Annotated in this window: 22 protein-coding genes; 12 read left to right on the forward strand and 10 right to left on the reverse strand. The window is 63.6% G+C overall.

The window, feature by feature from the left end:
• Positions 1-91 precede the first annotated feature (91 nt).
• Both JQ566_RS08570 and flaF read left to right on the forward strand, forming a co-directional pair.
• A complete protein-coding gene (locus JQ566_RS08570; protein ID WP_212371817.1) occupies positions 92-2,383 on the forward strand; it encodes a DUF1522 domain-containing protein in 2,292 nt (763 codons plus the stop codon).
• Between the two features lie 293 nt (positions 2,384-2,676).
• A complete protein-coding gene (gene flaF / locus JQ566_RS08575) occupies positions 2,677-3,045 on the forward strand; it encodes a flagellar biosynthesis regulator FlaF (RefSeq protein ID WP_028181463.1) in 369 nt (122 codons plus the stop codon).
• A gap of 152 nt (positions 3,046-3,197) precedes the next feature.
• Here flaF and JQ566_RS08580 read toward each other — a convergent pair whose 3' ends face one another.
• From JQ566_RS08580 to JQ566_RS08595, 4 genes are all read right to left on the reverse strand, one after another.
• Positions 3,198-3,557, reverse strand: a complete 360-nt coding sequence (locus JQ566_RS08580; RefSeq protein ID WP_212371818.1) for a hypothetical protein — start codon at positions 3,555-3,557, stop codon at positions 3,198-3,200.
• A gap of 159 nt (positions 3,558-3,716) precedes the next feature.
• A complete protein-coding gene (locus JQ566_RS08585; protein ID WP_212371819.1) occupies positions 3,717-4,214 on the reverse strand; it encodes a hypothetical protein in 498 nt (165 codons plus the stop codon).
• An 11-nt stretch (positions 4,215-4,225) separates the two neighbouring features.
• Positions 4,226-4,597 (reverse strand): flagellar assembly peptidoglycan hydrolase FlgJ, encoded by a 372-nt coding sequence (flgJ, locus tag JQ566_RS08590; protein WP_212371820.1) that lies wholly within the window; start codon positions 4,595-4,597, stop codon positions 4,226-4,228.
• Complete coding sequence (locus JQ566_RS08595) at positions 4,597-5,721, reverse strand: flagellar basal body P-ring protein FlgI (protein ID WP_212371821.1); 1,125 nt, start codon at positions 5,719-5,721, stop codon at positions 4,597-4,599. Before JQ566_RS08595 ends, flgJ begins: the two co-directional genes overlap by 1 nt.
• A 283-nt stretch (positions 5,722-6,004) precedes the next feature.
• Between JQ566_RS08595 and JQ566_RS08600 the strand changes: the two genes are divergently transcribed.
• Positions 6,005-6,418 carry a flagellar assembly protein FliX gene (locus JQ566_RS08600; RefSeq protein ID WP_100231151.1) on the forward strand — a complete coding sequence of 138 codons (414 nt, stop codon included), beginning with the start codon at positions 6,005-6,007 and terminating at the stop codon, positions 6,416-6,418.
• Positions 6,419-6,640: 222 nt separating this feature from the next.
• On the opposite strand, the gene JQ566_RS08605 is transcribed toward JQ566_RS08600, so the two are convergent.
• Positions 6,641-7,012, reverse strand: a complete 372-nt coding sequence (locus JQ566_RS08605; protein WP_212371822.1) for a winged helix-turn-helix transcriptional regulator — start codon at positions 7,010-7,012, stop codon at positions 6,641-6,643.
• Positions 7,013-7,187: 175 nt separating this feature from the next.
• Between JQ566_RS08605 and JQ566_RS08610 the strand changes: the two genes are divergently transcribed.
• The 3 genes from JQ566_RS08610 to JQ566_RS08620 all read left to right on the forward strand — a co-directional run bounded on the left by JQ566_RS08610 (position 7,188) and on the right by JQ566_RS08620 (position 9,619).
• The gene (locus tag JQ566_RS08610; protein WP_212371823.1) at positions 7,188-7,799 is read left to right on the forward strand and encodes an NAD(P)-dependent oxidoreductase; all 612 of its coding nucleotides are present in this window, start codon (positions 7,188-7,190) and stop codon (positions 7,797-7,799) included.
• A 215-nt stretch (positions 7,800-8,014) separates the two neighbouring features.
• On the forward strand, positions 8,015-8,380 hold the full coding sequence (gene dksA / locus JQ566_RS08615; RefSeq protein ID WP_008554760.1) for an RNA polymerase-binding protein DksA: 366 nt from the start codon (positions 8,015-8,017) through the stop codon (positions 8,378-8,380).
• Positions 8,381-8,839: 459 nt separating this feature from the next.
• The gene (locus JQ566_RS08620) at positions 8,840-9,619 is read left to right on the forward strand and encodes a 2-keto-4-pentenoate hydratase (protein WP_212371824.1); all 780 of its coding nucleotides are present in this window, start codon (positions 8,840-8,842) and stop codon (positions 9,617-9,619) included.
• Between the two features lie 239 nt (positions 9,620-9,858).
• On the opposite strand, the gene flgH is transcribed toward JQ566_RS08620, so the two are convergent.
• Genes flgH through flgF form a run of 4 tightly spaced genes read right to left on the reverse strand, consistent with a single transcriptional unit; the run spans position 9,859 to position 13,334 of the window.
• Positions 9,859-10,623 (reverse strand): flagellar basal body L-ring protein FlgH, encoded by a 765-nt coding sequence (gene flgH, locus JQ566_RS08625; protein WP_212371825.1) that lies wholly within the window; start codon positions 10,621-10,623, stop codon positions 9,859-9,861.
• Between the two features lie 3 nt (positions 10,624-10,626).
• On the reverse strand, positions 10,627-11,757 hold the full coding sequence (flgA, locus tag JQ566_RS08630; protein ID WP_212371826.1) for a flagellar basal body P-ring formation chaperone FlgA: 1,131 nt from the start codon (positions 11,755-11,757) through the stop codon (positions 10,627-10,629).
• Positions 11,758-11,767: 10 nt separating this feature from the next.
• Positions 11,768-12,556, reverse strand: coding sequence for a flagellar basal-body rod protein FlgG (gene flgG / locus JQ566_RS08635; protein WP_212371827.1), 789 nt, complete (start codon positions 12,554-12,556; stop codon positions 11,768-11,770).
• A 16-nt stretch (positions 12,557-12,572) separates the two neighbouring features.
• On the reverse strand, positions 12,573-13,334 hold the full coding sequence (gene flgF / locus JQ566_RS08640; protein WP_212372129.1) for a flagellar basal-body rod protein FlgF: 762 nt from the start codon (positions 13,332-13,334) through the stop codon (positions 12,573-12,575).
• A 381-nt stretch (positions 13,335-13,715) separates the two neighbouring features.
• On the opposite strand from flgF, the gene fliL reads away from it, so the two are divergent.
• The 5 genes from fliL (at position 13,716) to JQ566_RS08665 (ending at position 17,437) form a co-directional block, all read left to right on the forward strand.
• Positions 13,716-14,213, forward strand: coding sequence for a flagellar basal body-associated protein FliL (gene fliL / locus JQ566_RS08645; protein WP_212371828.1), 498 nt, complete (start codon positions 13,716-13,718; stop codon positions 14,211-14,213).
• Between the two features lie 30 nt (positions 14,214-14,243).
• Positions 14,244-15,446, forward strand: a complete 1,203-nt coding sequence (fliM, locus tag JQ566_RS08650; RefSeq protein ID WP_212371829.1) for a flagellar motor switch protein FliM — start codon at positions 14,244-14,246, stop codon at positions 15,444-15,446.
• Positions 15,443-15,889, forward strand: a complete 447-nt coding sequence (locus JQ566_RS08655) for a DUF6468 domain-containing protein (protein ID WP_212371830.1) — start codon at positions 15,443-15,445, stop codon at positions 15,887-15,889. The genes fliM and JQ566_RS08655 overlap by 4 nt, the downstream gene beginning before the upstream one ends.
• Positions 15,890-15,898: 9 nt before the next feature.
• A complete protein-coding gene (locus tag JQ566_RS08660) occupies positions 15,899-16,660 on the forward strand; it encodes a MotE family protein (protein WP_212371831.1) in 762 nt (253 codons plus the stop codon).
• A 579-nt stretch (positions 16,661-17,239) separates the two neighbouring features.
• Positions 17,240-17,437, forward strand: coding sequence for a hypothetical protein (locus JQ566_RS08665; RefSeq protein ID WP_212371832.1), 198 nt, complete (start codon positions 17,240-17,242; stop codon positions 17,435-17,437).
• Between the two features lie 22 nt (positions 17,438-17,459).
• Here the strand turns inward: JQ566_RS08665 and JQ566_RS08670 are convergent, their stop codons facing one another.
• The gene (locus JQ566_RS08670) at positions 17,460-21,557 is read right to left on the reverse strand and encodes a VCBS domain-containing protein (protein ID WP_249139332.1); all 4,098 of its coding nucleotides are present in this window, start codon (positions 21,555-21,557) and stop codon (positions 17,460-17,462) included.
• 392 nt (positions 21,558-21,949) lie between these two features.
• Here JQ566_RS08670 and JQ566_RS08675 point away from each other — a divergent pair, with 392 nt between their 5' ends.
• Positions 21,950-22,570 (forward strand): FecR family protein, encoded by a 621-nt coding sequence (locus tag JQ566_RS08675; protein ID WP_349643312.1) that lies wholly within the window; start codon positions 21,950-21,952, stop codon positions 22,568-22,570.
• Positions 22,571-22,664 lie beyond the last annotated feature (94 nt).

A 22,664-nucleotide genomic window follows, 5' to 3' on the forward strand; every position in this document is an offset into this window, starting at 1 on the left:
TACTTTAAAGGACACCTCCTAAAACTGGACAAAAGCCCGCTTTCCAGACGGCGCGGCCGATTCGTATCCGGTTCAAGAGGAAGACTCGCCAATGTCCAACATCGTTCTCTCGGCGTCCGTTCGCCAGAACCTGTTGTCGCTGCAGTCGACGGCCGACTTGCTGGCCACGACGCAGCAGCGCCTCGCGACCGGCAAGAAGGTCAACACGGCGCTCGACAACCCCACCAACTTCTTCACTGCGCAGGGGCTGGACAACCGCGCGAGCGACATCAGCAACCTGCTCGACGGCATCAACAACGGCGTGCAGGTGCTGCAGGCCGCCAACACCGGCATCACCTCGCTGCAAAAGCTGATCGACAGCGCCAAGTCGATCGCCAACCAGGCGCTGCAGACCACGGTCGGCTACTCCACCAAGTCGAATGTCTCCACCACGATTCCCGGTGCGACGCCCGCCGACCTGCGCGGCACGACCTCCTATGCGAGCGCGACCGCCAAGAGCAACGTGCTCTATACCGGCGCGGCCGGCGGCGTCACCCCGGTCACGGGAACTGCCGCATTGGGCGCCTCGCTGGGCTCGAGCGCCGGCACCTTTACCGGCACAGCAGCGGTCGCTGCCGACGGCACCACCGCCTTGTCCGGAACCGCCACGCTGCTCGGCACCACGGCGTCCACGACCTTCGGCGCGCCGCCCGCGGACGGTGACACCATCACGGTGAACGGCAAGACCATCACCTTCCGCACCGGCATCGCTCCGACCACGCAGCCGACCGGCTGGGGCCTCGACGCCAGCGGACACATCGCCACCGACGGCAACGGCAATTCGATCGTCTATGAGGGAACGGCGGCTGCGCCCGGTGCGACCGTCAACGACGTCCTCACTGCGATCGACCTCGCCAGCGGCGTCAAGACCGCAACCATCAGTGCGGGCGCGGCGACAATCGCCGTGAGCGGCTCGGCCGGTCCTGTCGGAACGCTTCAGGTGGCATCCTCGATCACGGCGGGCGCGGTTACGTTGAAGAGCTCGACCGGTGCAGATCTGAGCGTGACCGGAAAGGCTGACTTCCTCAACAAGCTCGGTCTGACTGCGGCGACCGGCGCAGGCAATGCGAACGTGACCGCGAACCGATCGACCACCGCCGGCTCGCTCGGCACCCTCGTTCAGGACGGCTCGACGCTGAACGTCGATGGCCACACCATTACCTTCAAGAACGCGCAGACGCCGCAATCGGCGGCAAGCGTGGCCACCGGCTATGGCGTCAGCGGCAACGTCGTCACCGACGGCAACGGCAACTCGACCGTCTACATCCAGAGCGCGACGCTGACCGACCTGCTCAACGCGGTCGACCTTGCGACCGGCGTCAAGACAGCCAGCATCTTCAATGGCGCGGCGACACTGTCGACCACTGCGGGCCAGATCCCGTCGTCGGTCAACAGCAGCGGTCAGCTTGCGCTCTCCACCGGCGTCAACGCCGATCTCTCGATCACCGGCACCGGTAATGCGCTCAGCGCCTTCGGCCTCAGCGGCAACACCGGAACGGCGACCGCCTTCACCGCGGCCCGCACCTCCGGCGTCGGCGGCATCAGCGGCAAGACGCTGACCTTCACCTCGTTCAACGGCGGCACCCCGGTGAACGTCACTTTCGGCGACGGCACCAACGGCACCGTCAAGACGCTGGACCAGCTCAACGCGCAGCTGCAGGCCAACCACCTGACGGCGACGATCGACGCCAACGGCGTGCTGACGGTCACCACCGTCAACGAATACGCCTCTTCGACGCTCGGTTCGACGATCGCGGGCGGTACGGTCGGCGGCACGATCACCGGTGTTCTTGCCTTCACCACCGCGCAGCCGCCGGTCCAGGATCCCGTGGCGCAGACCGCGCGCTCCAACCTGGTCAACCAGTTCAACAACATCCTGGCCCAGATCGACACGACGTCGCAGGATTCCTCCTTCAACGGCGTCAACCTGCTCAACGGCGACACGCTGAAGCTGGTCTTCAACGAGACCGGCAGCTCGACGCTGAGCATCAACGGCGTGGTGTTCAATGCGGCGGGCCTCGGTCTCAGCAATCTCGTCAACGGCGTCGACTTCATCGACAACGGCGCCACCAACAAGGTGCTGGCCAGCCTGAATGCGGCCTCGAGCACGTTGCGCTCGGAAGGCTCCGCGCTCGGTTCGAATCTGTCGATCGTGCAGGTGCGTCAGGACTTCTCCAAGAACCTGATCAACGTGCTGCAGACCGGTTCGTCCAACCTGACGCTCGCCGATACCAACGAGGAAGCGGCCAACAGCCAGGCGCTGTCGACCCGCCAGTCGATCGCGGTCTCCGCGCTGTCGCTCGCCAACCAGTCGCAGCAGAGCGTGCTGCAACTGCTCCGCTAATTTCGCAGCGCAAGTTCGCTACTCGAGATTTCGCGGCGGGGCTAACGCTCCGCCGTTCTTTTGAGGGAGATCGCTAAGACAGGATTAGCTGAGATCGACACGCATCGCGCCATGCAAGTTTACATCGTGCGTGCGTGCATCTAGCGTTGCGCTGACGAAGAGCTCCGTGCCCCGTAATTGTCCGGAGTGCTTCCAAGCACACACGTAAGCAAATCTTAAGCGGTGCTGCCTAGGGTTGGGAAAGAAATCCTTAAGCGCGTCCAACGCGCTAGGTAACGTCCAGGGTGTGATTGATGTCGAATTCCGCTGCCTCGGCTTATGCGCGTGTCGCAACGACCACCGCATCTCCTCGCGACATCGAGGCGCAGACCCTGCTCAAGGCCGCCAACAAGCTCCAGGACGCGGTGAACAATGCCGATCCGCTCAGCGAGCAGACCATGCAGGCCTTGATGTTCAACCGCAAGCTCTGGACCATCTTCTTGAGCGAGGCGATGCGTGACACCAATCCGCAGCCGATCGACGTCCGGCAGAAGATCGCCAACATCAGCGTGTTCGTGCTGAGCCAGACCGCCGCGCTGCAGATGAGCCCGCAGTTCGATCACTTTCGCCCGCTGATCGAGATCAACCGCAACATCGCCGCAGGTCTGTCCGGACGGCCGTGACGGAGCATTGTCGTGGTCGAGCATTTTGTCGACCGCGGGCCAGGTTCACGCTGACGAATTTCGGCGAGGGCGCAGATCAATAACATCGTCACTGATCTTGCGGCCGGCTTGGCTGATGTCGATCCGCCGTTGCGGCGAGAGACACCCAGCCGTCAGGCGCTGACGTCCGTGCTGAGTGGACGCGAAGGCTCGGACTTCATGTCCAGGGCGTGGAAATAGGCGCGCCGGCGCAGCATCGCCTCGTCCGGGAACTGGTTCACCACCGTGTCGGTCTTGTCGTTGACGACCTGGAAGACGAAGGACGCGGCCGCCTGATCGAACACGACCTGGCGCGAGATGTTCTCGTGGTTCTGCAAATCACTGCGTATGGGCGCGTTGGTATCGGCCGCGGCGACCGTCTGGCTCACCGGAAGCTCGGTTTGCACAGCCTCGTTCGCCGCCGCGTTGGACGTCGTCACGATCTGCGTGGGTGCCGGGATCCCCACCGGCCTGATGCTGAAATCTGTACTCATGGCAGCCTCCTGGTTGCCTTACGTGAGTCAAATCCCAACCCCTCTAATAGCGCAACCATGGAACACCAGGTTTGAAGACCCGGTAAGGAAACGTGCCTAACTGCGCGACGCTATCGCCGCGCAATCTTTACTAAAATCGTCGCTTGTCGGTGTGCGCGCTCAGAGCGAGCGGCTGACCGCGAGCGGGGTGATGTGGCGCGGCCCCGGAGCTGCGCGCCGCCCCGCGGCCGTATAGGTATTCGGCACGTTGCGCTTCTGGATCTCGGCGTTGACGCCGCGCACGACGCTCTCGGAGACCGCGTGCGCGGTCGCGAGCACGGTGAGATTGACCTGGAGCATCGCGCGAAACGCGTCGTGGTGGCGATGCAGCGTCGAAAGCAGCTCCGGCGCGGATTTCTCGAGCTGGGCCTGGTTCGCCTTCAACTGGCTGACGGCACCGACGTAATTGCGCGACAGTTCCTGCTTGCTGCTCTCGAGCGTCATCGCCTCGCGGACCTTGCCGGCGCGAACGAGCTCGGTCTCGCGCTCGATCAGTCCGAGCAGGGCGCTCATCGCATCCATCAGGTCTTCGGCGAGCTTGCGCGCCTCGGTGCTGCCGGGCGCAGTGTTCGGACGCTGGGCTTGCATCGGCTGACGTGAGGCGTTGAAATGGTTCATCTCGTTTGACCTTATGCCGTGCGGAGAGTGGTTTTCGCCTGCTGGATGATCAGGGTCCGATAGACATCGCGGGCGACACCGACGCCGCCGGCACTGGCGAAGTTCTTGGAGTATTGCTCGGTCAGCATCGAGCGCCACACGCCGGTGCCGGGCGTATCGCCGAACGGGCCTTCGCCCTTCAGGCCCGAGGTCATCTGCGAGAACATGCTGTTGAGGAACATCGCCTCGAAGTCGGTGGCGGTCTTCTGCGCCTTGGCCTGCTGCTGCGGCGAGACCTTCTGCAACGCTGCGGCGAGCTCGAAGTCCGGCCGGCCGTTGCGACTCTCCACCGAGAAGGCCGAAGAGCTGGCGACGCGCGGGGTGTTGATCGCGCCGGTCTGCATCACATCACCTCGATGTCGGCTTCGATGGCGCCGGCGGCCTTGATCGCCTGGAGGATGCTGATCATGTCACGGGGCCCGATGCCGAGGCCGTTGAGGCCGTCGACGAGCTGCTGGAGCGAGACGCCGTCCTTGACGAGCGCCAACTTCTTGCCGTCTTCGCTGACGGTGACACTGCTGCGCGGCGCGACCACGGTGCGGCCGCGCGACAGCGGGTTGGGCTGACTGACCTGCGGGCTCTCGGAGATCGTGACGGTGAGGTTGCCCTGCGCAACCGCGACGGTGGCGACGCGGACGTCGCGGCCCATGACGATGATGCCGCTGCGTTCGTCGATGATGATCTTGGCGGCGAGATCGGGATCAACCTGGAGCTGCTCGATCTCGGTGAGGAAGGCGACGACGTTGCCCTTGAACTCCGGCGGGATCGACAGCTGCACCGTCGAGGGATCGATCGGCTCGGCGGTCTTGACGCCGAGATAGTCGTTGACCGCCGCTGCAATGCGCTTGGCGGTGGTGAAGTCGGCGTTGCGCAGCGCCAGGCGCACGTTCGGCAGCCGATTGAGCGCGAACTCGATCTCGCGCTCGATAATGGCGCCGTTGGCGATGCGTCCCACGGTCGGAACGCCGCGCACGATCTTGGCCGCCTCGCCCTCGGCCTGGAAGCCGGAGATCGCGAGCGAGCCCTGCGCCACCGCATAGACATTGCCGTCGGCACCTAACAGGGGCGTGACGAGCAGCGTGCCGCCCTGGAGATTCTTGGCATCGCCGAGCGCCGAGACGGTGACGTCCATGCGCGTGCCCTGGGTGGCGAAGGCCGGCAGGTTGCCTGTGACCATCACGGCGGCGACGTTGCCGGTGCGGATGGTGGCGCCGCGGATGTTGACGCCCATGCGCTCGAGCATCGCTTGCAGCGACTGCTTGGTGAAGGGGATGTTGTTGAGCGTGTCGCCGGTGCCGTTGAGGCCGACGACGAGGCCGTAGCCGATGAGCTGGTTCTGCCGCACGCCCTCGATGTTGGCGAGGTCCTTGATGCGCGAGGTCGCAGCCGCTGACGTGACCGAGAGCGCCAGCGCTGACAGCGCGGCGCAGGCCACCCCCACAATCCTCACCCAACGAACGCCTGGCATCCTCTGCTCCCCAAGGCCCTTAGAAAAGGCTCCTCAAATCGACAAGACCTGCACGACACTCCCATGACGAGCTGGTCCGGCGCTTTCCTTGCGAGCGCTGTGCCAACCCAGGGCAGCGGGGTAGGTGGCTGAATAGGTTGAATAAATCTGTTTCGACCGGTGTCAGCGGTCGTTCGCCTTCAGGAGCGAAACTGCCGCCTGTCGGCAGATTTTGCCGGGCCGTTTACGTACCGTTAACCATAAAACAGCGAAGGTGAGGCGTCGATCACCCGGATTCCTTCAGATGCGCATCTACGGACCGAACGGCACCACGCTTGGAACGCCGGCCAGCCAGGCCAGGCGGACGGGCTCCGGCACCTTCGTGCTGCCCGACACCTCATCGGCGCAGGAGACGCGGAGCGCTGCTGCACCGAAGGCCGCCGCCAACATCGATGCGCTGCTGGCATTGCAGGGCGTCGAGGAGGATCCGGTCGAGCGCCGCAAGCGCTCGGTCGCCCGCGGCAGGACCGCGCTCGACGTGCTCGACGATCTCAAGATGGGTCTTTTGTCCGGCAATCTCGATGCGTCGACCGTGATGCGGCTGCGCGATGCAGCCGCGAACCTGAAATCATCCTCGGGCGATGCCGGACTCGATGCGGTGCTCTCCGAGATCGAGCTGCGCGTCGAGGTCGAGCTGGCGAAGGCCGGGCGGGCCTGATCGTTATCCGTCACCCCCGCGCAATGGCGAAGCCGTTGTCGCTGGAGGTGGCCGCTTCTTCAGCGGCCCTCGAAGGGCGACGGCCTCCGCTGCAACATCTTGGCCGTACATCCTTCGAAGCTCTCAGCACGGTGCTGCGCACCGCGCTGCTCGCGCCTCCAGCGACAATGGCTTCGCCATTGCGCGGGGATGACGGGGCTACGATGAATTCCCTTCGCACGCCTACGCCGCTTCCTCCTTCTGCTGCGCGTCGTAGCGACGCTGGGCGGCGAGCACGTCTTTCAGATTCTGCTCGGCCCAATCGCGCAAGGCATCGACCGCCGCCGCCAGCGTCAGCCCGAGCTGCGTGATCGAATACTCCACCGTCACAGGCACCGTCGCGATGGCATGGCGCTTGATCAGGCCGTCGCGTTCAAGCGACTTGAGTACCTGGCTCAGCATCTTCTGCGAGATGCCTTCAATCGTGCGGCGCAACCGATTGAAACGCATCGGCTCCTCGCGCAGGAGCAAGAGGATCAGCACCGCCCATTTGTCGCCGACGCGATCGAGGATTTGGCGGGTGGGGCAGTTCGCTGCGTAGACGTCGGGTTTCATCGTCGGTCCTCGGAATCCATCTCGTCGCGGGCGGTACGCGTGACGGCCGTACGTGATCGGCTACGCGTCCAGGTCACCTTTGCGTAATCAGGTAAGCACAAAGTGCTCTCTTAACACCAGCATTCTTTACGATATCTAGTAACTGTTAGTTACTATAGGAGCAAAGGAGCCTTCCATGAAAATCGCAGTCGCCGGCGCCTCGGGCCGGGCCGGGTCGGAGATCACCAAGGAACTGTCCCGCCGCGGCCACGCGGTCACCGCCATCGCCCGGAACCCCGAGAAAATCGCAGCCCTGCCCAACGTCACGCTGACCAAGGGGGATGTGCTCGACCAGGCCGGCCTCGCCAAGCTGTGGGCCGGGCACGACGTCGCCGTGAGTTCCGTGCACTTCCTGGCCAGCGACCCGCTCAAGCTGATCGGTGCGGCGAAGGATTCCAGGGTCGGTCGTTACCTCGTGGTCGGCGGCGCCGGGAGCCTTGAGGTTGCCCCAGGCGTGAAGCTGGTCACGACTCCCGGTTTTCCTGCCCAATACAAGGCCGAGGCGGAGGCGGGCTCCGCCTTCCTTGATCTGCTGCGGCAGGAAAAGGACCTGAACTGGACCTTCATCTCGCCGTCGGCGCTGTTCATCGAGGGGGAACGCACCGGCAAGTTCCGCCTCGGGACCGATCAGCTTCTCGCAGATGCGAACGGCAAGAGCTGGATCAGCTTCGCCGACTACGCCATTGCACTCGCTGACGAGATCGAGCGGCCGACCCATCTGAAGCAGCGTTTCACGGTCGGTTACTAGGCCTTCGACCGCCCCCGGGCTCTTGCGGATAAACCTTCCTGTGCAAGGGTTTGGGGGCGGTAACCGAGTGATTAAGGAAATATTGTCTGTCACAGGAGGCCGCTATATAACGCCCCGCTCAACGGACCCCGTTCCGTTTGCGAGTCGTTGCTTAGACAGATAGGCCGCCCTTGGAAAAGTTGAAAAACTACCGACCGACCGAAAAAGAGCCTTTCATGAACGACCGGCAGAAGGAGTACTTCCGTTTGAAGCTCCTCGCCTGGAAGGATGAGATCCTCAAGGAGTCCAAGCTCACCCTGCAGGCCCTGCAGGAGGAGAACGTGAACCACCCCGATCTCGCCGATCGGGCATCGTCCGAAACCGACCGCGCCATCGAGCTCCGCGCCCGCGACCGCCAGCGCAAGTTGATCGCCAAGATCGACGCCGCGCTCCAGCGTATCGAGGACAACACCTACGGCTATTGCGAGGACACCGGCGAGCCAATCTCGTTGAAGCGGCTCGAAGCCCGGCCCATCGCGACGCTCTCGGTGGAAGCACAGGAGCGCCACGAGAAACGCGAGAAGGTTTATCGCGACGAATAAGGTCCGAGCCGCAGAGATGCGGCTCTTTGTTTTTGGACGCAAGGCGCCACTTCGCGCCGTGCTCGGATTTGCCTGTGGCTTGCCACGTGCCATCAGCGCGAGAGCGCAATCGCGAAAAGTGAATCGCGATCAATGGGCTAGACTCGATTGCTCCGAGCTCACGTGAGTTCGGATGAGAAACAGCCTTCACTTCAGGTGCGGGGGATTTCGCGAGTCGCATCAACGAGATCGACTCTGGAGTTGAGACGTTGATCTAGTTGCATCGAGCATTGCTGTAATCACGCCTCGTGCGCATTTTGCGAGAGCTGCCGGGGGCGCAGCTCCATAAAGCCTCCACCCACTCAATATTTCCTTAAACGCGGGCAAGCGGCGGCAATCCCCCGGCCGGATGCGCTTGTCAGGCCGGAGCGGGGGTGCTGAAGTGTGGCCTTCGAATGCGTAGCGTGGGAGGCGGCGCCGATGGACAGGATTCTCGCAGCCGCAAAGGCGATCGCACTGGCGCGCCGCAATCATGCGCCGCTCGCGGCGCTGGAGCGCCCTCCCGCTGATGAAGCCGAGGGCTATCAGGTCCAGCGCGCCCTGCACGATCTTCTGCTGCCGCATGTCGGCCCGCTCGTCGGCTACAAGATCGGCTGCACCAGCCAGGTGATGCAGGACTACATCGGCATCCCGCACCCTTGCGGCGGCGGCGTGTTCCAGAAGGGCGTCCATGACAGCGGCGCCAAGCTCGCCACCTCCAACTATGTCCGGGTCGGCGTCGAATGCGAGATCGCGGTGCGGCTGAAGCGGGACCTTGCCGCCGGCGAGGCGCCGTTCACGGCCGAATGGGTCGGTGAGGCCGTCGAGGCCTACCATCCCGCAATCGAGATCGTCGACGACCGCTACGTGAAGTGGGAAGCGATGGGCGCCCCGACCTTGATCGCCGACGATTTCTTCGCCGCCGGCTGCGTGCTGGGTCCGTCGGTTCCACGTTCGTCGGTGCCTGACTTAAGGGCGGTCAAAGGCCGCGCCATCGTCAACGGCGAGGAGGTCAGCCACGGCACCGGTGCCGACGTGCTCGGCCATCCCCACAACGCACTCGCCTGGCTCGCCAACCATCTCGCCGCCGAGGGCAAGGGGCTGCACGCGGGACAGCTCGTACTGACGGGCAGCCTGGTCAAGACGCTGTGGCTCAAGGCCGGCGACAAGGTGCGGATGGAGCTGGATGGGCTGGGTGTGGTGGAGGCGGAGTTTACGTAGAGTGCCACGGCATCCTCCGCTGCCATTCCCCGCGAAGGCGGGGAATCCAGTACGCCGCGCCGTATCGGTTTAGCAACTCAGGCCTCAGAGTACTGGATCGTCCGCCTTCGCGGACGATGACAGCAGGGACCTGAGCCAAAATACATGCGGCCCTTGCCAGGGGAGCTAGCAAGGGCCGCGTCGTACATCGTCGTTCGCGCCTAGGTTCGCGAACACGATGTGGGAGCTCTTGAAGAGGCTTAGAAGGGCAGCAGCACGTCCATGACCTGCTGGCCGTAGCGCGGCTGTTGCACGTCCATGATCTGGCCGCGGCCGCCATAGGCGATGCGGGCCTGCGCGATCTTGCTGGAATCGATGGTGTTGTCGCTCTGGATGTCTTCGGGGCGAACGATGCCGGCGACCACGAGCTCGCGGATCTCGTAGTTGACCCGGATCTCCTGCTTGCCCTCGACCACGAGGTTGCCGTTCGGCAGCACCTGCGTCACGACCGCGGCGACGTTGGTCTGCAGGGCCTCCGTGCGGTTGACCGAGCCCTTGCCGTCGGCCGAGGACGTCGAGTCGGTGGTGAGAAGACGTCCGGGGAGAACCTTGAGTGGCTGCGTAACTGTCTGGCTGCCAATGAAGTCCGTAATCCCTGAGTCTTCCTTGCTGGTCCGGCTGCGCTGGGTCTCGTTGGAGAGATTGGCCTTGTCGGTGATGTTCACGGTCACGGTCAGGAGGTCGCCGACCTGGCGGGCGCGCTGGTCCTTGAAGAAGGCGCGGCTGCCGTTACGCCACAGCGAGTTCGGATTGTAGGAGGCGACTTCCGGCTTCGGCATCGGCATCTGCACCGGCTTGTAGCCCGGCTGCGTCGTCGGATTGTCGATCGCCGACAGCTTCGGTTGCTCGCCGATCTGCGACAGGCGGTCGATCGAGGAGCAGCCGGATGCGAGCGCGCACGTCGCCAGCAGCAGGGCAGAGATCGCGATGCGACGAAGAGGGGAGGCCGAACTGAACCTGGACATGACTTACTCTGACTTGGCCGGAGCTTGCGAGAGGCGAACTGGCGGAATCTGGGCTTGGGCGATCTGGGCCGGAGACGCGGGCGTCTGGATCAGGCTCTGCGCCAGGGCCGCGGCCGCCGGCACGTCGTCACGCTTGATTGACGAGGTCTGCTCGACGGCCGGCGCCATTGGTGCTGACTGGCTGGCGCCCTGGACCGTGACCTGGCCGCGGCCGGTGACGATGCCGGTCAACGTGCGCTTGGACTGCAGATTGAGCACGCTGACGCTGTCGCCCTCGGCGCCGTTCTCGATCGCCTTGCCGCGCGTGGTGAGATAGAGGCCGGGCACCTGGTAGATGATGGTGACGGCCTGATCGCGCAGCACGAAGTCGGGCTTGACGATGTCGGCGATGCGGATCGGCGTGCCCGCTCGCATCGCCCGGCGGAGCTGCATGCCGAGGGTGCGATCGCGCGAGGCGGGCTCGCCGGCGACCTCGGCCTTCGGCCGGCGCTCCAGTGAGACGTCGGAGGATTTCAGGAGCTCGGCGCGGTCGATGTCGCGGGTCAGCACGGCCACTTCCACGGTCTCGATCGCGGTGCCGGTGAAGCGGAGCTTGGTCGGCGCCGGATTGTTGTCGTTGTTGATCTCGAAGGTGACGTCGAAACGGCCGCTGCGGGCGTCATAGCGGGTTGCGACCGGCTGGAGCGCACCAGTGTTGGAGGCGTCCAGCCGCATATCGGAGATGCCGCGGTCGAACGTGACGGTGATGTTGGCGGCGTCGCCAAGGCCGAAGCGGCGTTCGAGCGTCGAGGCGACCGCGGCTTCGAGGTCCTTGCTCGCGAGCGTGCGGGCGAGGCGGGTGACCTGGACCTCCTTGATGTCGCCGGTCATCACGCCGATCACCTGTTTTGCGCGAAGCACCGACAGCACTTGCGCGATCGTCAGCGTGCCGGTGGTGCCGAGATCGGGCGAGCGATAGACCGGGATCAGCGCGGCGGATCCTGCGTTGTCGATGAGATCGCCGATCCGCACCACGTCCGAGGTGACGGTGACGCTTCCGCGCAGCGTCGGCGAGGCAATGAATTCGTCGGCGGCCGCCGCCGGCAATGCCAGCGCGAGAAGGGTGGAGATCGTGGCGAGGGTGGCGCGGATCATCGTCATCACCTCAGCGGAACAGCGCCGTGGTCGACTGCATCATCTGGTCGGCGGCGCTGATGACCTTGGCATTCATCTCGTAGGCGCGCTGGGCGGCGATCAGGTCGCTCATCTCCGAGACGACGTCGATATTGGCCTGCTCCAGGCTGCCTTGCGTGATCTTGCCGTAACCCTCGGAGTTGGCGGTGCCGTCCTGCGGCGCGCCGGAGGAGGGGGTCTCGATGAACTGGTTGTTGCCGACGGGCTGAAGGCCCGCCTTGTTGATGAAGCGCGTGACGCCGATCTGGCCGATGATCGACGAGGCCGATGACCCCGGCAGCGTCACCGAGACCTGGCCCTGCTCGCTGACCGAGATGCCCGAGGCGTTGTTCGGAATGGTGATGGTCGGCTGCACCGGGTTGCCCTGCGCGGTGACGACGCGGCCCTGATTGTCCATCTGGAAGGTGCCGTCGCGGGTGTACTGGTAGGTGCCGTCGGGCATCAGGATCTTGAAGAAGCCCTCGCCCGAGATCGCGAGATCGAGATCGTTGCCGGTCTGTGACAGTGTTCCCTGCGTCATGCTGCGCGGCGTGCCGACGGTCTTGACGCCGCCGCCGATGTCGACACCGACCGGCAGGATGGTGCCTTGGTCGGACGACTGGGCGCCAACGCGGCGGACGTGCTCGTAGATCAGGTCCTGGAACGCCGCGGTCTGCTTCTTGAAACCGGTGGTGCGCAGGTTGGCGATGTTGTTGGAGATCACCTGAACGTTGAGTTCCTGTGCCGCCATTCCGGTCGCTGCGGTGTGAAGCGCCTGCATGTCAGTTCTCCTTCGATCAGGCCGGAACGTCGGCGAGCTTATCGATCGCCGATTTGTGGAGGTCGCTCTGCTGCTGCAGCAGGTTGGCGATCGCGGTGTAGCTGCGCATCACCTCGACCATGCGGGTCATCTCGCCGACCGCATTCACGTTCGACTTCTCGACGTAACCCTGCTGCAAGGTGGACTTGGTGTCGGCCTGCTGGTTCGCCGAGCCGGCGCCATAGAGATTGGCGCCGAGCTTGGTCAGCTTGGCCGGATCGTCGAACGACACCATGCGGATCTTGCCGCGGATCGAGTCGGTCCGCGCCGTCCCCTCGAGCACCGTGACGGTGCCGTCGGGCGCGACATTGATGTCGTGGTCGGTCGGCTGGAAGGTGATCGGGCCGGCATTGCCGAGCACGAGATTGCCGTCGGCGGTGACGAGCTGGCCGGTGCTGTTGAGCGAGAACTTGCCGTCGCGGGTATAGAGCTCGCCGCCGTTGGCCTGCACCGCGAAATAGGCGCCGCCGTTGATCGCCATGTCCAGCGGGTTGTTGGTCGGTTCCATCGGCCCCTGGCCGACGTCGCGGAAGGTGCCGCGGTCCTGCACATAGGAGACCCGGCGGTCGCGACCGATGAAATTGTCATGACGTGCGTTCGAGTTGAGATACTCCTCGAACAGCGAATGGTCGGCCTTGAAGCCGTTGGTGTTGGCATTGGCGACGTTGTTGGCGATGACATCCATCTGCCGTTCCAACGTCATCTGCCGTGACAAGCCGATCAGAAGCGCGTTCTGCATCGGAAATCTCCCCTGAGTGAGATCTGCCATTTCGCTCTCCCAAGCGCCTTGGCGGACCCCGTGACCGAGACCTTCAGGTTCTCCCAAACCGTTCGGTCTCGGTCCTCTCTCAGCGAAAGCCGTGCCAACTCAAAAAACTATGTAATTTCAATGCTTTGTTGATTTTTTATGGGCGCGGGAGGGCGGCAGAAAGGTTCTGTTAGCCATGTTTGCCCGGCAGATTTTTCCTAGCGGAGGCCCAATCGAAAGATTCCGTTAACCATTATTACCGTAGCGTTTGCGCATCAGAGGAGCGCATTGCGCTGGGGCATTTGTATCGCGTCATTGTCTGCCAGGAGGCTTCGCTCTTTCGACCCCTTGAGATGAACGAGCGCGGCAACCATGGCAGAGAATGAGGAAGGCGGCGCAGCCACGGATGGCGCGGAGGCCGCTCCGCCGAAGAACAAGCTCAAGCTCATCATCATGGTCGTGGGCGTGCTCGCCGTCCTCGGCGGCGGTGCCGCGACCTGGTTCTTCTTCTTCCGTCATGGCGACGACGAGCATCATGCCGAGGCCGCGCCTCCGCCGAAGCCGCCGGCCTTCGTCGACGTCCCCGACATGATGGTCAACCTCGCCGGCGCGCCGGGCGAGCGCGTGCAATATCTGCGGCTGAAGATCGTGCTGGAGCTGAAGGAAGAGAAGCAGATCGAGGCGATCAAGCCGACGATGCCGCGCGTCACCGACATCTTCCAGACCTATGTGCGCGAACTGCGTCCCTCCGACCTCAACGGTTCCGCCGGCATCTTCCGCCTCAAGGAGGAGCTGACCAAGCGCGTCAACGCGGCGGTCGCTCCGATCCAGGTCAGCGCGGTGCTGTTCAAGGAAGTCGTGGTCCAGTGAGGACGCTGCGGAAGGTGATGGGCTAGCGCCATGGCCGGCAACGAGCAAATGGACCAGGATGCGATTGCCGCCCAATGGGAGGCTTCGCTCGATTCCGAGGATCCCGCGGAGGCCGCAAAGGCTGCCGCCGAGAACGAGCTATCGGAGACCATGGCCCTGCAATGGGCGGCCATGGTCGAGGACGGCAGCCGCGATCTCGGCAGCGGCAAGAATTCCGGCGAGCGGGTGCTGTCGCAGGAGGAGATCGACAATCTCCTCGGCTTCACCGTCGGCGACGTCACGCTCGACGATCATTCCGGCATTCGCGCGATCATCGATTCGGCGATGGTCTCCTACGAGCGTCTGCCGATGCTCGAAATCGTCTTCGACCGCCTGGTGCGGCTGATGACGACGTCCTTGCGCAACTTCACCTCGGACAACGTCGAAGTCTCGCTCGACCGCATCACCTCGGTGCGCTTCGGCGACTACATGAACTCGATCCCGCTGCCCGCCGTCCTCACCGTCTTCAAGGCCGAGGAGTGGGAGAACTTCGGCATGGCGACGGTCGATTCCAACCTGATCTATTCGATGATCGACGTGCTGCTCGGCGGCCGCCGCGGCACGAGCCAGCTCCGCATCGAGGGCCGGCCCTACACCACGATCGAGACCGAGCTGGTCAAGCGGCTGGTCGAGGTGGTGCTGTCCGACGCCGAGCAGGCGTTCCGGCCGCTGTCGCCGGTGACCTTCACGATCGACCGGCTCGAGACCAACCCGCGTTTCGCCGCGATCAGCCGTCCCGCCAACGCCGCGATCCTGGTCCGCCTGCGCATCGACATGGAGGACCGCGGCGGCAATATCGAGCTCTTGCTGCCTTACGCGACCATCGAGCCGATCCGGGGCGTCCTGCTCCAGATGTTCATGGGCGAGAAGTTCGGCCGCGACCCGGTCTGGGAGGGCCATTTCGCCACCGAGATCGTGCAGGCCGAGATCGCCGTCGACGCCGTGCTCTACGAGGCCGACATTCCGCTCAAGCAGCTGATGCGGCTCAAGGTCGGCGACACGCTGCCGCTGGACATGCGCGCCGACGCCAACGTCACCGTGCGCTGCGGCGACGTCACGCTGACCGAGGGACGGATGGGCCGGGTCGGCGACCGGGTCGCGATCCGCGTGACGAAACCCTTGCGCAAGCCAAGTACGACACTTGCGATGTTCGAGAAGGTGGACGAGCAGAACAAGATGATGGAGGCCCCATGAACCACTCCCTGGGAATGGCGATCGAGACGCTGGTGGCTATCCTGCTGATGCTGACGATCATCTACTGCGTCATGCTCAACAAGCGGCTGACGCGGCTGAAGGCGGACGAGCATTCGTTGAAGGCCGTGATCGGCGAGCTGATCACCGCGACCGAGATCGCCGAGCGCGCGATCGGCGGGCTGAAGCTCGCCGTGCGCGACGTGAACGAGAACCTGGGCAGCCAGCTCGCCGCCGCGACGCAGATGTCGGATCAGCTTTACAAGCAGCTCGGCGAGGCCGACAACGTCGTACGGCGCCTGTCCAAGATCGCGATCGCCGCGCGCCCCGTCACCAATCCGGAAACCGCTGCCGCGCCTGTCGCAAAGCCCTCGTCGGCGAAGGCGGTGGCGGCTGCGGCCGAAGCCTTCTCCGAGCGCCGACGATCCAACGGCCTTGCCGCATGAAGCCTGGGCATGAAATCCTTTCGTAACATCCGCGTCATTCCGGTCGTCCTGGTTGCCGTCGCAGGCCTCGCCACGCTGAAGGTGGCGGGCCTCGTGATCAATGGCGGCTATGTCTTCGACTACAAGCCGAACCAGACCAAGAAATCCTGGGCGCAGGAGAACCTGAACTTCCCGACCGGCCGCGAGGACCCGGATATCACCGGATCGACCCATGGTGCGCCGAAGGAGGCGCCCAAGCCGGCCGCGCCCGAGACCAAGCCTGAAGGCACCGTGATCAAGGTGGAGGAAGGCCAGCCGCAGGTCTCGGCCTCGGAGCGTGCGATCCTGGAACGGTTGCAGGCGCGGCGGCAGGAGATCGAGGCCCGCCAGCGCGAGATCGACATTCGCGAAAGCCTGCTCAAGTCGGCCGAGAAGCGCATCGAGAACAAGGTCGAGGAGATGAAGGCGGTGGAAACCCGCATCTCTGCGACGCAGGCCGAGCAGAAGGCCGCCGAAGCCCAGCGCATGAAGGGCCTCGTGACCATGTACGAGGGCATGAAGCCCAAGGATGCCGCGCGGGTGTTCGACAGGCTCGAGATGGGCGTGCTGATCGAGATCGCCTCGGCCATCGCGCCACGAAAGATGTCGGACATCCTGGGGCTGATGTCATCGGAGGCCGCCGAGCGGCTGACGGTCGAGATGGCCCGCCGCGCCAATGGCGGCGGCGATCAGTCGGCCTCGGCCGGCGATCTTCCCAAGATCGACGGAAAGCCGACGCAAAAGCCGAATTGAGGGCTCGAGCGTGCTTTGCGACGAGCCCGTGGCAATCGATTCAACCCAAAGCCATTCCGCTCTAGTTCGCGAAGGCCTGTTGCACCCTGCGAACAGACGGGCGCAACTGCTTCTCGACCTGAGGGAGGATACTGACCTGCTGCTTGATCAGCGCCGCCTTTGTGACTCGAGTCACGAGCTGCAGGGTGCTATGGCAACAGGAACATTCATATGTTTTCAGGGCATATCCTCTGGCGATCGGAACGATCGCTACGACCGCTCTTGCCCTGCTACACACAATGCAACCGGCTTCTCCGCTCATTGATTACCCCCAAAGCTAACCAATGCGATTCGCATCGCCGAGGTCACATCTGATTCAGAGTCGCGCGTGAACCGCAATACCCCGAAGGTTGTAGGTGCGCGCACTCGGCAACCCGTCGCGGCGGCAGATCAAGCTCCCGTGGCGGATGCAGCCGAAGCAGGCGGCATCCTGTGGGACTGCGATGAGTTGACGCGCGCAGGTGTGAAGTGGCGTACAGTGGCGCTCAAGGCACCGTCCTACGCTTCGGCCGGTCGCAATCGGCAGCGCAGGAGGAGGTCATGAACTACTCGTCCGCAGCAGAGCGCGTCATCGAGGCCGTCAACCGGCTGCTCATAGCGGCGATGACATCCGCGTGGAGATCCGCGCTGATCCATCAGCATGCGGCGCCGCCAGAAGGCGACGACGGCAACGATGATGAATTTTCTCTCGAGGAAGCGAACTCCTCGGCGCCCGAAGGCGCCGGCAAGCAGCATTGAAAAACGCAATCGCTCGAGGGCGTCACACGATCAGATCGTGCAGCACATGGCCGTGAGCTGTACTTGCTCCATGAGGCGGATCAACATCGGGCGGAGACGGTTCAGGCATGATCGCCAGCTCGGATCCATGGAATCCTCCAGAATGGTCCTGATGACCGGCGAGGTCGGAGAGATGGTCCGGCACTGCGCTGTGCTGTGAGCCCTGCGAAGCGTCATCCTTGAACCGGAATGACTCGCCGAGCTGCTGCGTCTCGCTTGCAAGCGAACGGCTGTCGCCTCCGGTCGATGACTTCAGAGGGCTTGGGTTGAGCGCCGTGTCCGCCGTTTCATCGCGGCTACGGCCGTGGGCATGAGCCGCCTGGTCGGCGTTTCCCGGGGGCGAAACGACGTGATTCCCGGCATCGTTCCCCAGCGCAAGCCCGCGCCCGGCGTGCTGTTCGGCGGCATTGTGGGCAAAATTCAACGCGGCGATGGCCATGTCAGGCATCTGGCCACCTCCGGCAATCGCGCCATTCTTGCCAACCGCTGCGTCGAGTCCCGTCAAGTGGTCGAAGACAAAGCTGGCCTCCGTCGCTGCGGCCATGTGCTGCACGATCGTAGACAGTCCGCTGGCTGAGGGAGCTACCCCGTCGCTGCGGAGCGTTTCGGTCGCGAGCGTTTGCACTTCGTCTGAACTGGAGGGGCTCGAATATTCGGTCCATCCAATCTGGTCCCAGCTCGAATCGAGGCTGTAGGTCACCTCGGTTGATTGGGTTGTCGAGCTCCCCTCAGCGAGAAGCGTGCCGTCGCCGCTGCCGGCATCGGTCGAGACTCCGGAAGTGGTCGCTATCACAGCGGTCGCGTCACTCTGCGCGGTTGCGGTGAGGTCGATGAGTTCGCCGGCAGCCGCCATCACAGGTGCCGCCGCCGGCGCCAGGATGAAGTCCGACGCGTCGATGGTGGCAATCCCCTGCAAATGGATTTCGAGCAGACTGGAATCGCCGATGTGCAGGGTCTGGTCCGTGGGATTGACGTACACGATGGTTTCATTCGCCGCGCTGTCATAGAGCCAGGCGATCGTATGTGCCGGCACCGCCGTGCTGGTTGAGCTCAACGCCAAGATGGCGAACCCAAGCGCACCAAAGGCGGTCAAGTCGATCTTGTCCGCTCCCGATGCGAAGTCGGTGATGGTGTCGAACTGGCTTGTGTTGGAATCGGCTACGAACAAATATGCGAAACGGTCGTTTCCATTGCTGCCGGTGAGTTGGTCCGCACCAAATCCACCGGTTATGGTGTCGGCGCCGTTATTGCCGTTGACTGTATCGTTGCCCGAGCCGCCGTAGATGACGTCATCGCCATCGTTGCCCTTGATCGTGTCATTGCCGGAGCCGCTATAGAGAACGTCGGCTTTGCCGGTGCCGTTGACGGTATCGCTGCCGGCCCCCGCATAGATAATCTGACCGATGTCGCCGCCGCCCGCGATGGTTTCGCTCCCCGGCGTTCCATACACGTTGGGGGGATCGGTGATCACGACGGATCCGGCGGCCAGGTTGTCAAAATCGTTGGGGTCTGCGTCGCTGGCGCCATGAATGGCGACGGTGACCGTCTGCGTCGTACCGTCGATGGCAGTTACCGTGAAAGTGTCGGTCAAGGTGTCGCCGACGTCGAGCGCCTGAACCACGCTGTTGTTGTTGTCGAGGGTGTAAGTCCATACGCCGGCTGCAGTCATCGTGAAGGTGCCGTATCCGCCGTCACTCGCAGTCTGCGAAGAGACTGCGGTGAACGTGTTCGGCGCGTTGTCGACGTCTGTATCGGTGAGCGTGCCGGTCGCGATGGGGACGCCGGGCGAGAAAGTTCCTGCCTCGGTCACCGAGCCGGTCGTGGTGCCGGAAATGATGGCCGCATCGTTGCTGCCGTGAATGGTGACCGTCACCACCTGCGGCGTGCCGTCGAGGGCTGTGACAGTGAAACTGTCGGTGAGCGTGCCGCCGACATTGAGAGCCTGCACCGCCGCACTGGCGTTGTCGAGCGTGTAGGTCCACACGCCGGCAGCGGTTAACGTAAAGGTGCCATAACCATTCGTGCTTGCCTTGGGCGAGCTCACCGCTGTGAATGTATTGGACGCATTGTCGACGTCGGCGGCAAACAGCGTGCCGGTTGCGCTCGGGCTGCCGGGTGTCGCATTGGCAATGCCGCCGGCCTCGGTCACCGAACCGGTCATGGTGCCGGAAACGATGGCGGCATCGTTGGTGCCATGGATGGTGACCGTCACCACTTGGGCGGTTCCATCCAGAGTGGTCACCGTGAACGTGTCGGTCAGCGTCTCCCCGGTATTGAGCGCCTGCACCGCAGCGTTGGCGTTGTCGAGCGTATAGGTCCACACGCCCGCTGCCGTCATGGTGAAGGTGCCGTAGCCGGCGGCGCTGGCCGTCGGCGAGCCGACTGCCGTGAAGGCATTTGCGATCGTGTCGACGTCGGTGTCGGTGAGGGTGCCGGTCGCGACTGGCGTGCCGGGGGTTGCATTGGCGATGCCGCCAGCCTCGATCAGCGCACCGGTCGTCGCACCGGAGATGATCGCCGCGTCACCGGCTCCGTTGATGGTGATCATCACCACCTGGGCGGTGCCTCCGATCGTGGTCACGGTAAAGCTGTCGGTCAGCGTCTCGCCGGCATTGAGCCCTTGCACCGCGAGGTTCGAATTGTCCAAGGTGTAGGTCCATACGCCGGCAGCCGTCATCGTGAAGGTGCCGTAGCCGCCGGTACTCGTTGTTGGCGAACTCACGGTCGTGAACGTATTTGGCGGGTCGTCGACGTCGGTATCGGAAAGCGTGCCGGTCGCAGTCGGCGTGCCGGGCGTTCCATTGGCAATGCCGCCAGCCTCGATGATCGAGCCGGTCGTGGTGCCGGAGATGATTGCAGCGTCGTTGACACCGTTGATGGTGACCGTGAACGTCTGACTCGCGGAATTGAGGCCGTCGGAAACCGTGATGACGAAACCGTCGGTCGTGGGCGCCTTCAGCGCGTTGATCGCGACGCTGTCAGGCACGAACGTGTAGGCGCCGCTCGTACTGTTGACGTAGAGCGTCCCGTACGGACCAGGCTTTGACAGATCGTATGTCACTCCGCCGAGGACCGTCTCGCCGGCGGTCGCCCCTACGACGCCAAAGGTCAGCTTGGCGCTGCTGCTGGTGCTGCTGGCAGCGAAAATTCCGCTCGTCGCAGTGAATGTATCAAACACCACCGTATCGAGCTCGGTTGGCCCCGCTCCGGTGCTGAGCGTCGGCGGTACAGGGTCGAAAACGGGAATAACGAATGGCGACACAGGCGCCAGCAAATTCTGCAGCGCGGGCGCGTCGGGCTGAATGAAATTGATCGGCTGCAGCGACTGGGATTTGACGTAGGGAGGCGTGCTCGAGCCATGCGGCCCTCGTCCTTCCAGATTGGCGAGCACGTCCTGCTGCGCGGCGCGCAACTCGTCCATGCGAGCGGCCGTGTTCGCGACCTGATTGACACTGACGCTGGATCCCACCCTCTTGACGACGATCGTCTCGCCGGGATCATCGACGATGATGTGCCGCGGGATCCGCTCCTTGGTCACGAGCTCAAATGCGCCGTGCGCAAGGTCCTTGTAAGTGATGGAGTCGTCATCCAGGAATGTGACGTCCGGGTCCGCGGCTTCGGCATTTTCCGCGACCGAGAAGGTCAATGCTGCAAGCGTCAGCATTCCGAAACCGCCCGCGTGACTCCGGGCGCGAATGCCTGCGATTGGCGTATTCAGCTGGAGAGACCCGGTTTCCGCCAGCCGACCTGGTATGAAACTGAAGCTGCCTCGGGTCACGTCGAACAGGGCTGCAGGTGACGTGCCTTCGACGTCGAAGACGAATTCGCTCAGCGCGAGGCGAGTGTCGCAGGAGATGTTGAAGAAAGTACCGTCGATGAAGCGAATCGCGATCTGTCCGTCGGCATCGGTCTCTATCACGTCGGCCCGGTAGACAGGCGCGCCGGCTACGACCTGTGTGGCGACGCCACTGGCTCGCGTGAGCGTGCCGCAGCCGATCGCTGTATGAATATGGCCAATGATTTGCACGGGCAGAGCCGCGGCGGCCCTATTGCCAACCTGGACATCGGATGTAACCAACATGGCTCGACCTCGCCTGGGTGATCGATTCAGGCTCGGCGTGCTGCATGGTCTTTCGGGGCGGCCCTCGCCAAGGGACGAATATCCTGGGCGCTGGCAGCCGAAGGCTTGCCCGCCGAAATCATCAAGTCTGATCCAGAGAGGCGCATTCGCGCGGGGACGGCGGCGCGTAATGCCATTCCCGGCGTATCCCTCCCGCTAAAGTGATTAAATTGACAAACGAAAGCTTATTAATTTGTGGCGCTTCCGTAGCGTTACGGTAAATTAGGCCGATTAAAATTATTAAACAAGAATTTTATTTATTGCGGCGGCGCTTCGCGGTTCAAGAAATGAGCCGCCGCTAGACAAGATCTTCTCGGAAAGGGCGGATCATGTGCAGACCTGCGATAGCCGCCTTGGCGACCGGCTTGGTCTTTGCACTCGCCAATTTCTTGCCGAGTGCGGCTCAAGCCCAAATTGATTCCGCTGGGCCCGCCGTCGCCAGCTCGTCGTCGAAACCGATCGGGAAGGTGGTGGCGGCCACGGGCTCGGTCACGATCGAACATGCGGCCGCAGTGGTCGTTCAGGCGAATGTCTCGGGTGAGCCCGGCCGGGCCAAGACGGGTGATCCCGTATATCTCGGTGACGTGGTGCTGACCGGGGCCGATGGCCGAGTCGGAATCAACTTTACCGACGGCAGCTCGTTCAATCTATCGAGCAACGCCCGTATCGAGTTGGATCATTATGTGTATGAGCCGGCGGGCAAGTCCAATGCGGCCCTGTTCGATCTCGCCAGGGGAACGTTCACTCTTGTTGCGGGCAATGTCGCCAAGACCGGTGACATGAAGGTCGATACTCCCGTCGCCACGCTGGGGATCCGAGGCACGACGCCGCATATCGAGATTTCGGATGATGGGTCAGCCAAGTTTTCGACCCTGATCGAAGAAGGCAAGCTCCTGAAGAAGCCGCCGACATCCGCGGCGCCGAAGCCCGATCGGCGCGTCGATCGCAGGCTCAACATCTGTCGGGGATGCTGAGAAGTTTGCCTGACTTGAAGCCGCCGTGATGCAGGCGCAACGCCGGTCGGGCAGATAGACTGGGATGAGCGCTTCGTTCACTCGCGGAGCTTGA

The organism is Bradyrhizobium sp. SZCCT0231 (assembly GCF_018130245.1).
GTDB lineage: Bacteria > Pseudomonadota > Alphaproteobacteria > Rhizobiales > Xanthobacteraceae > Bradyrhizobium > Bradyrhizobium japonicum_F.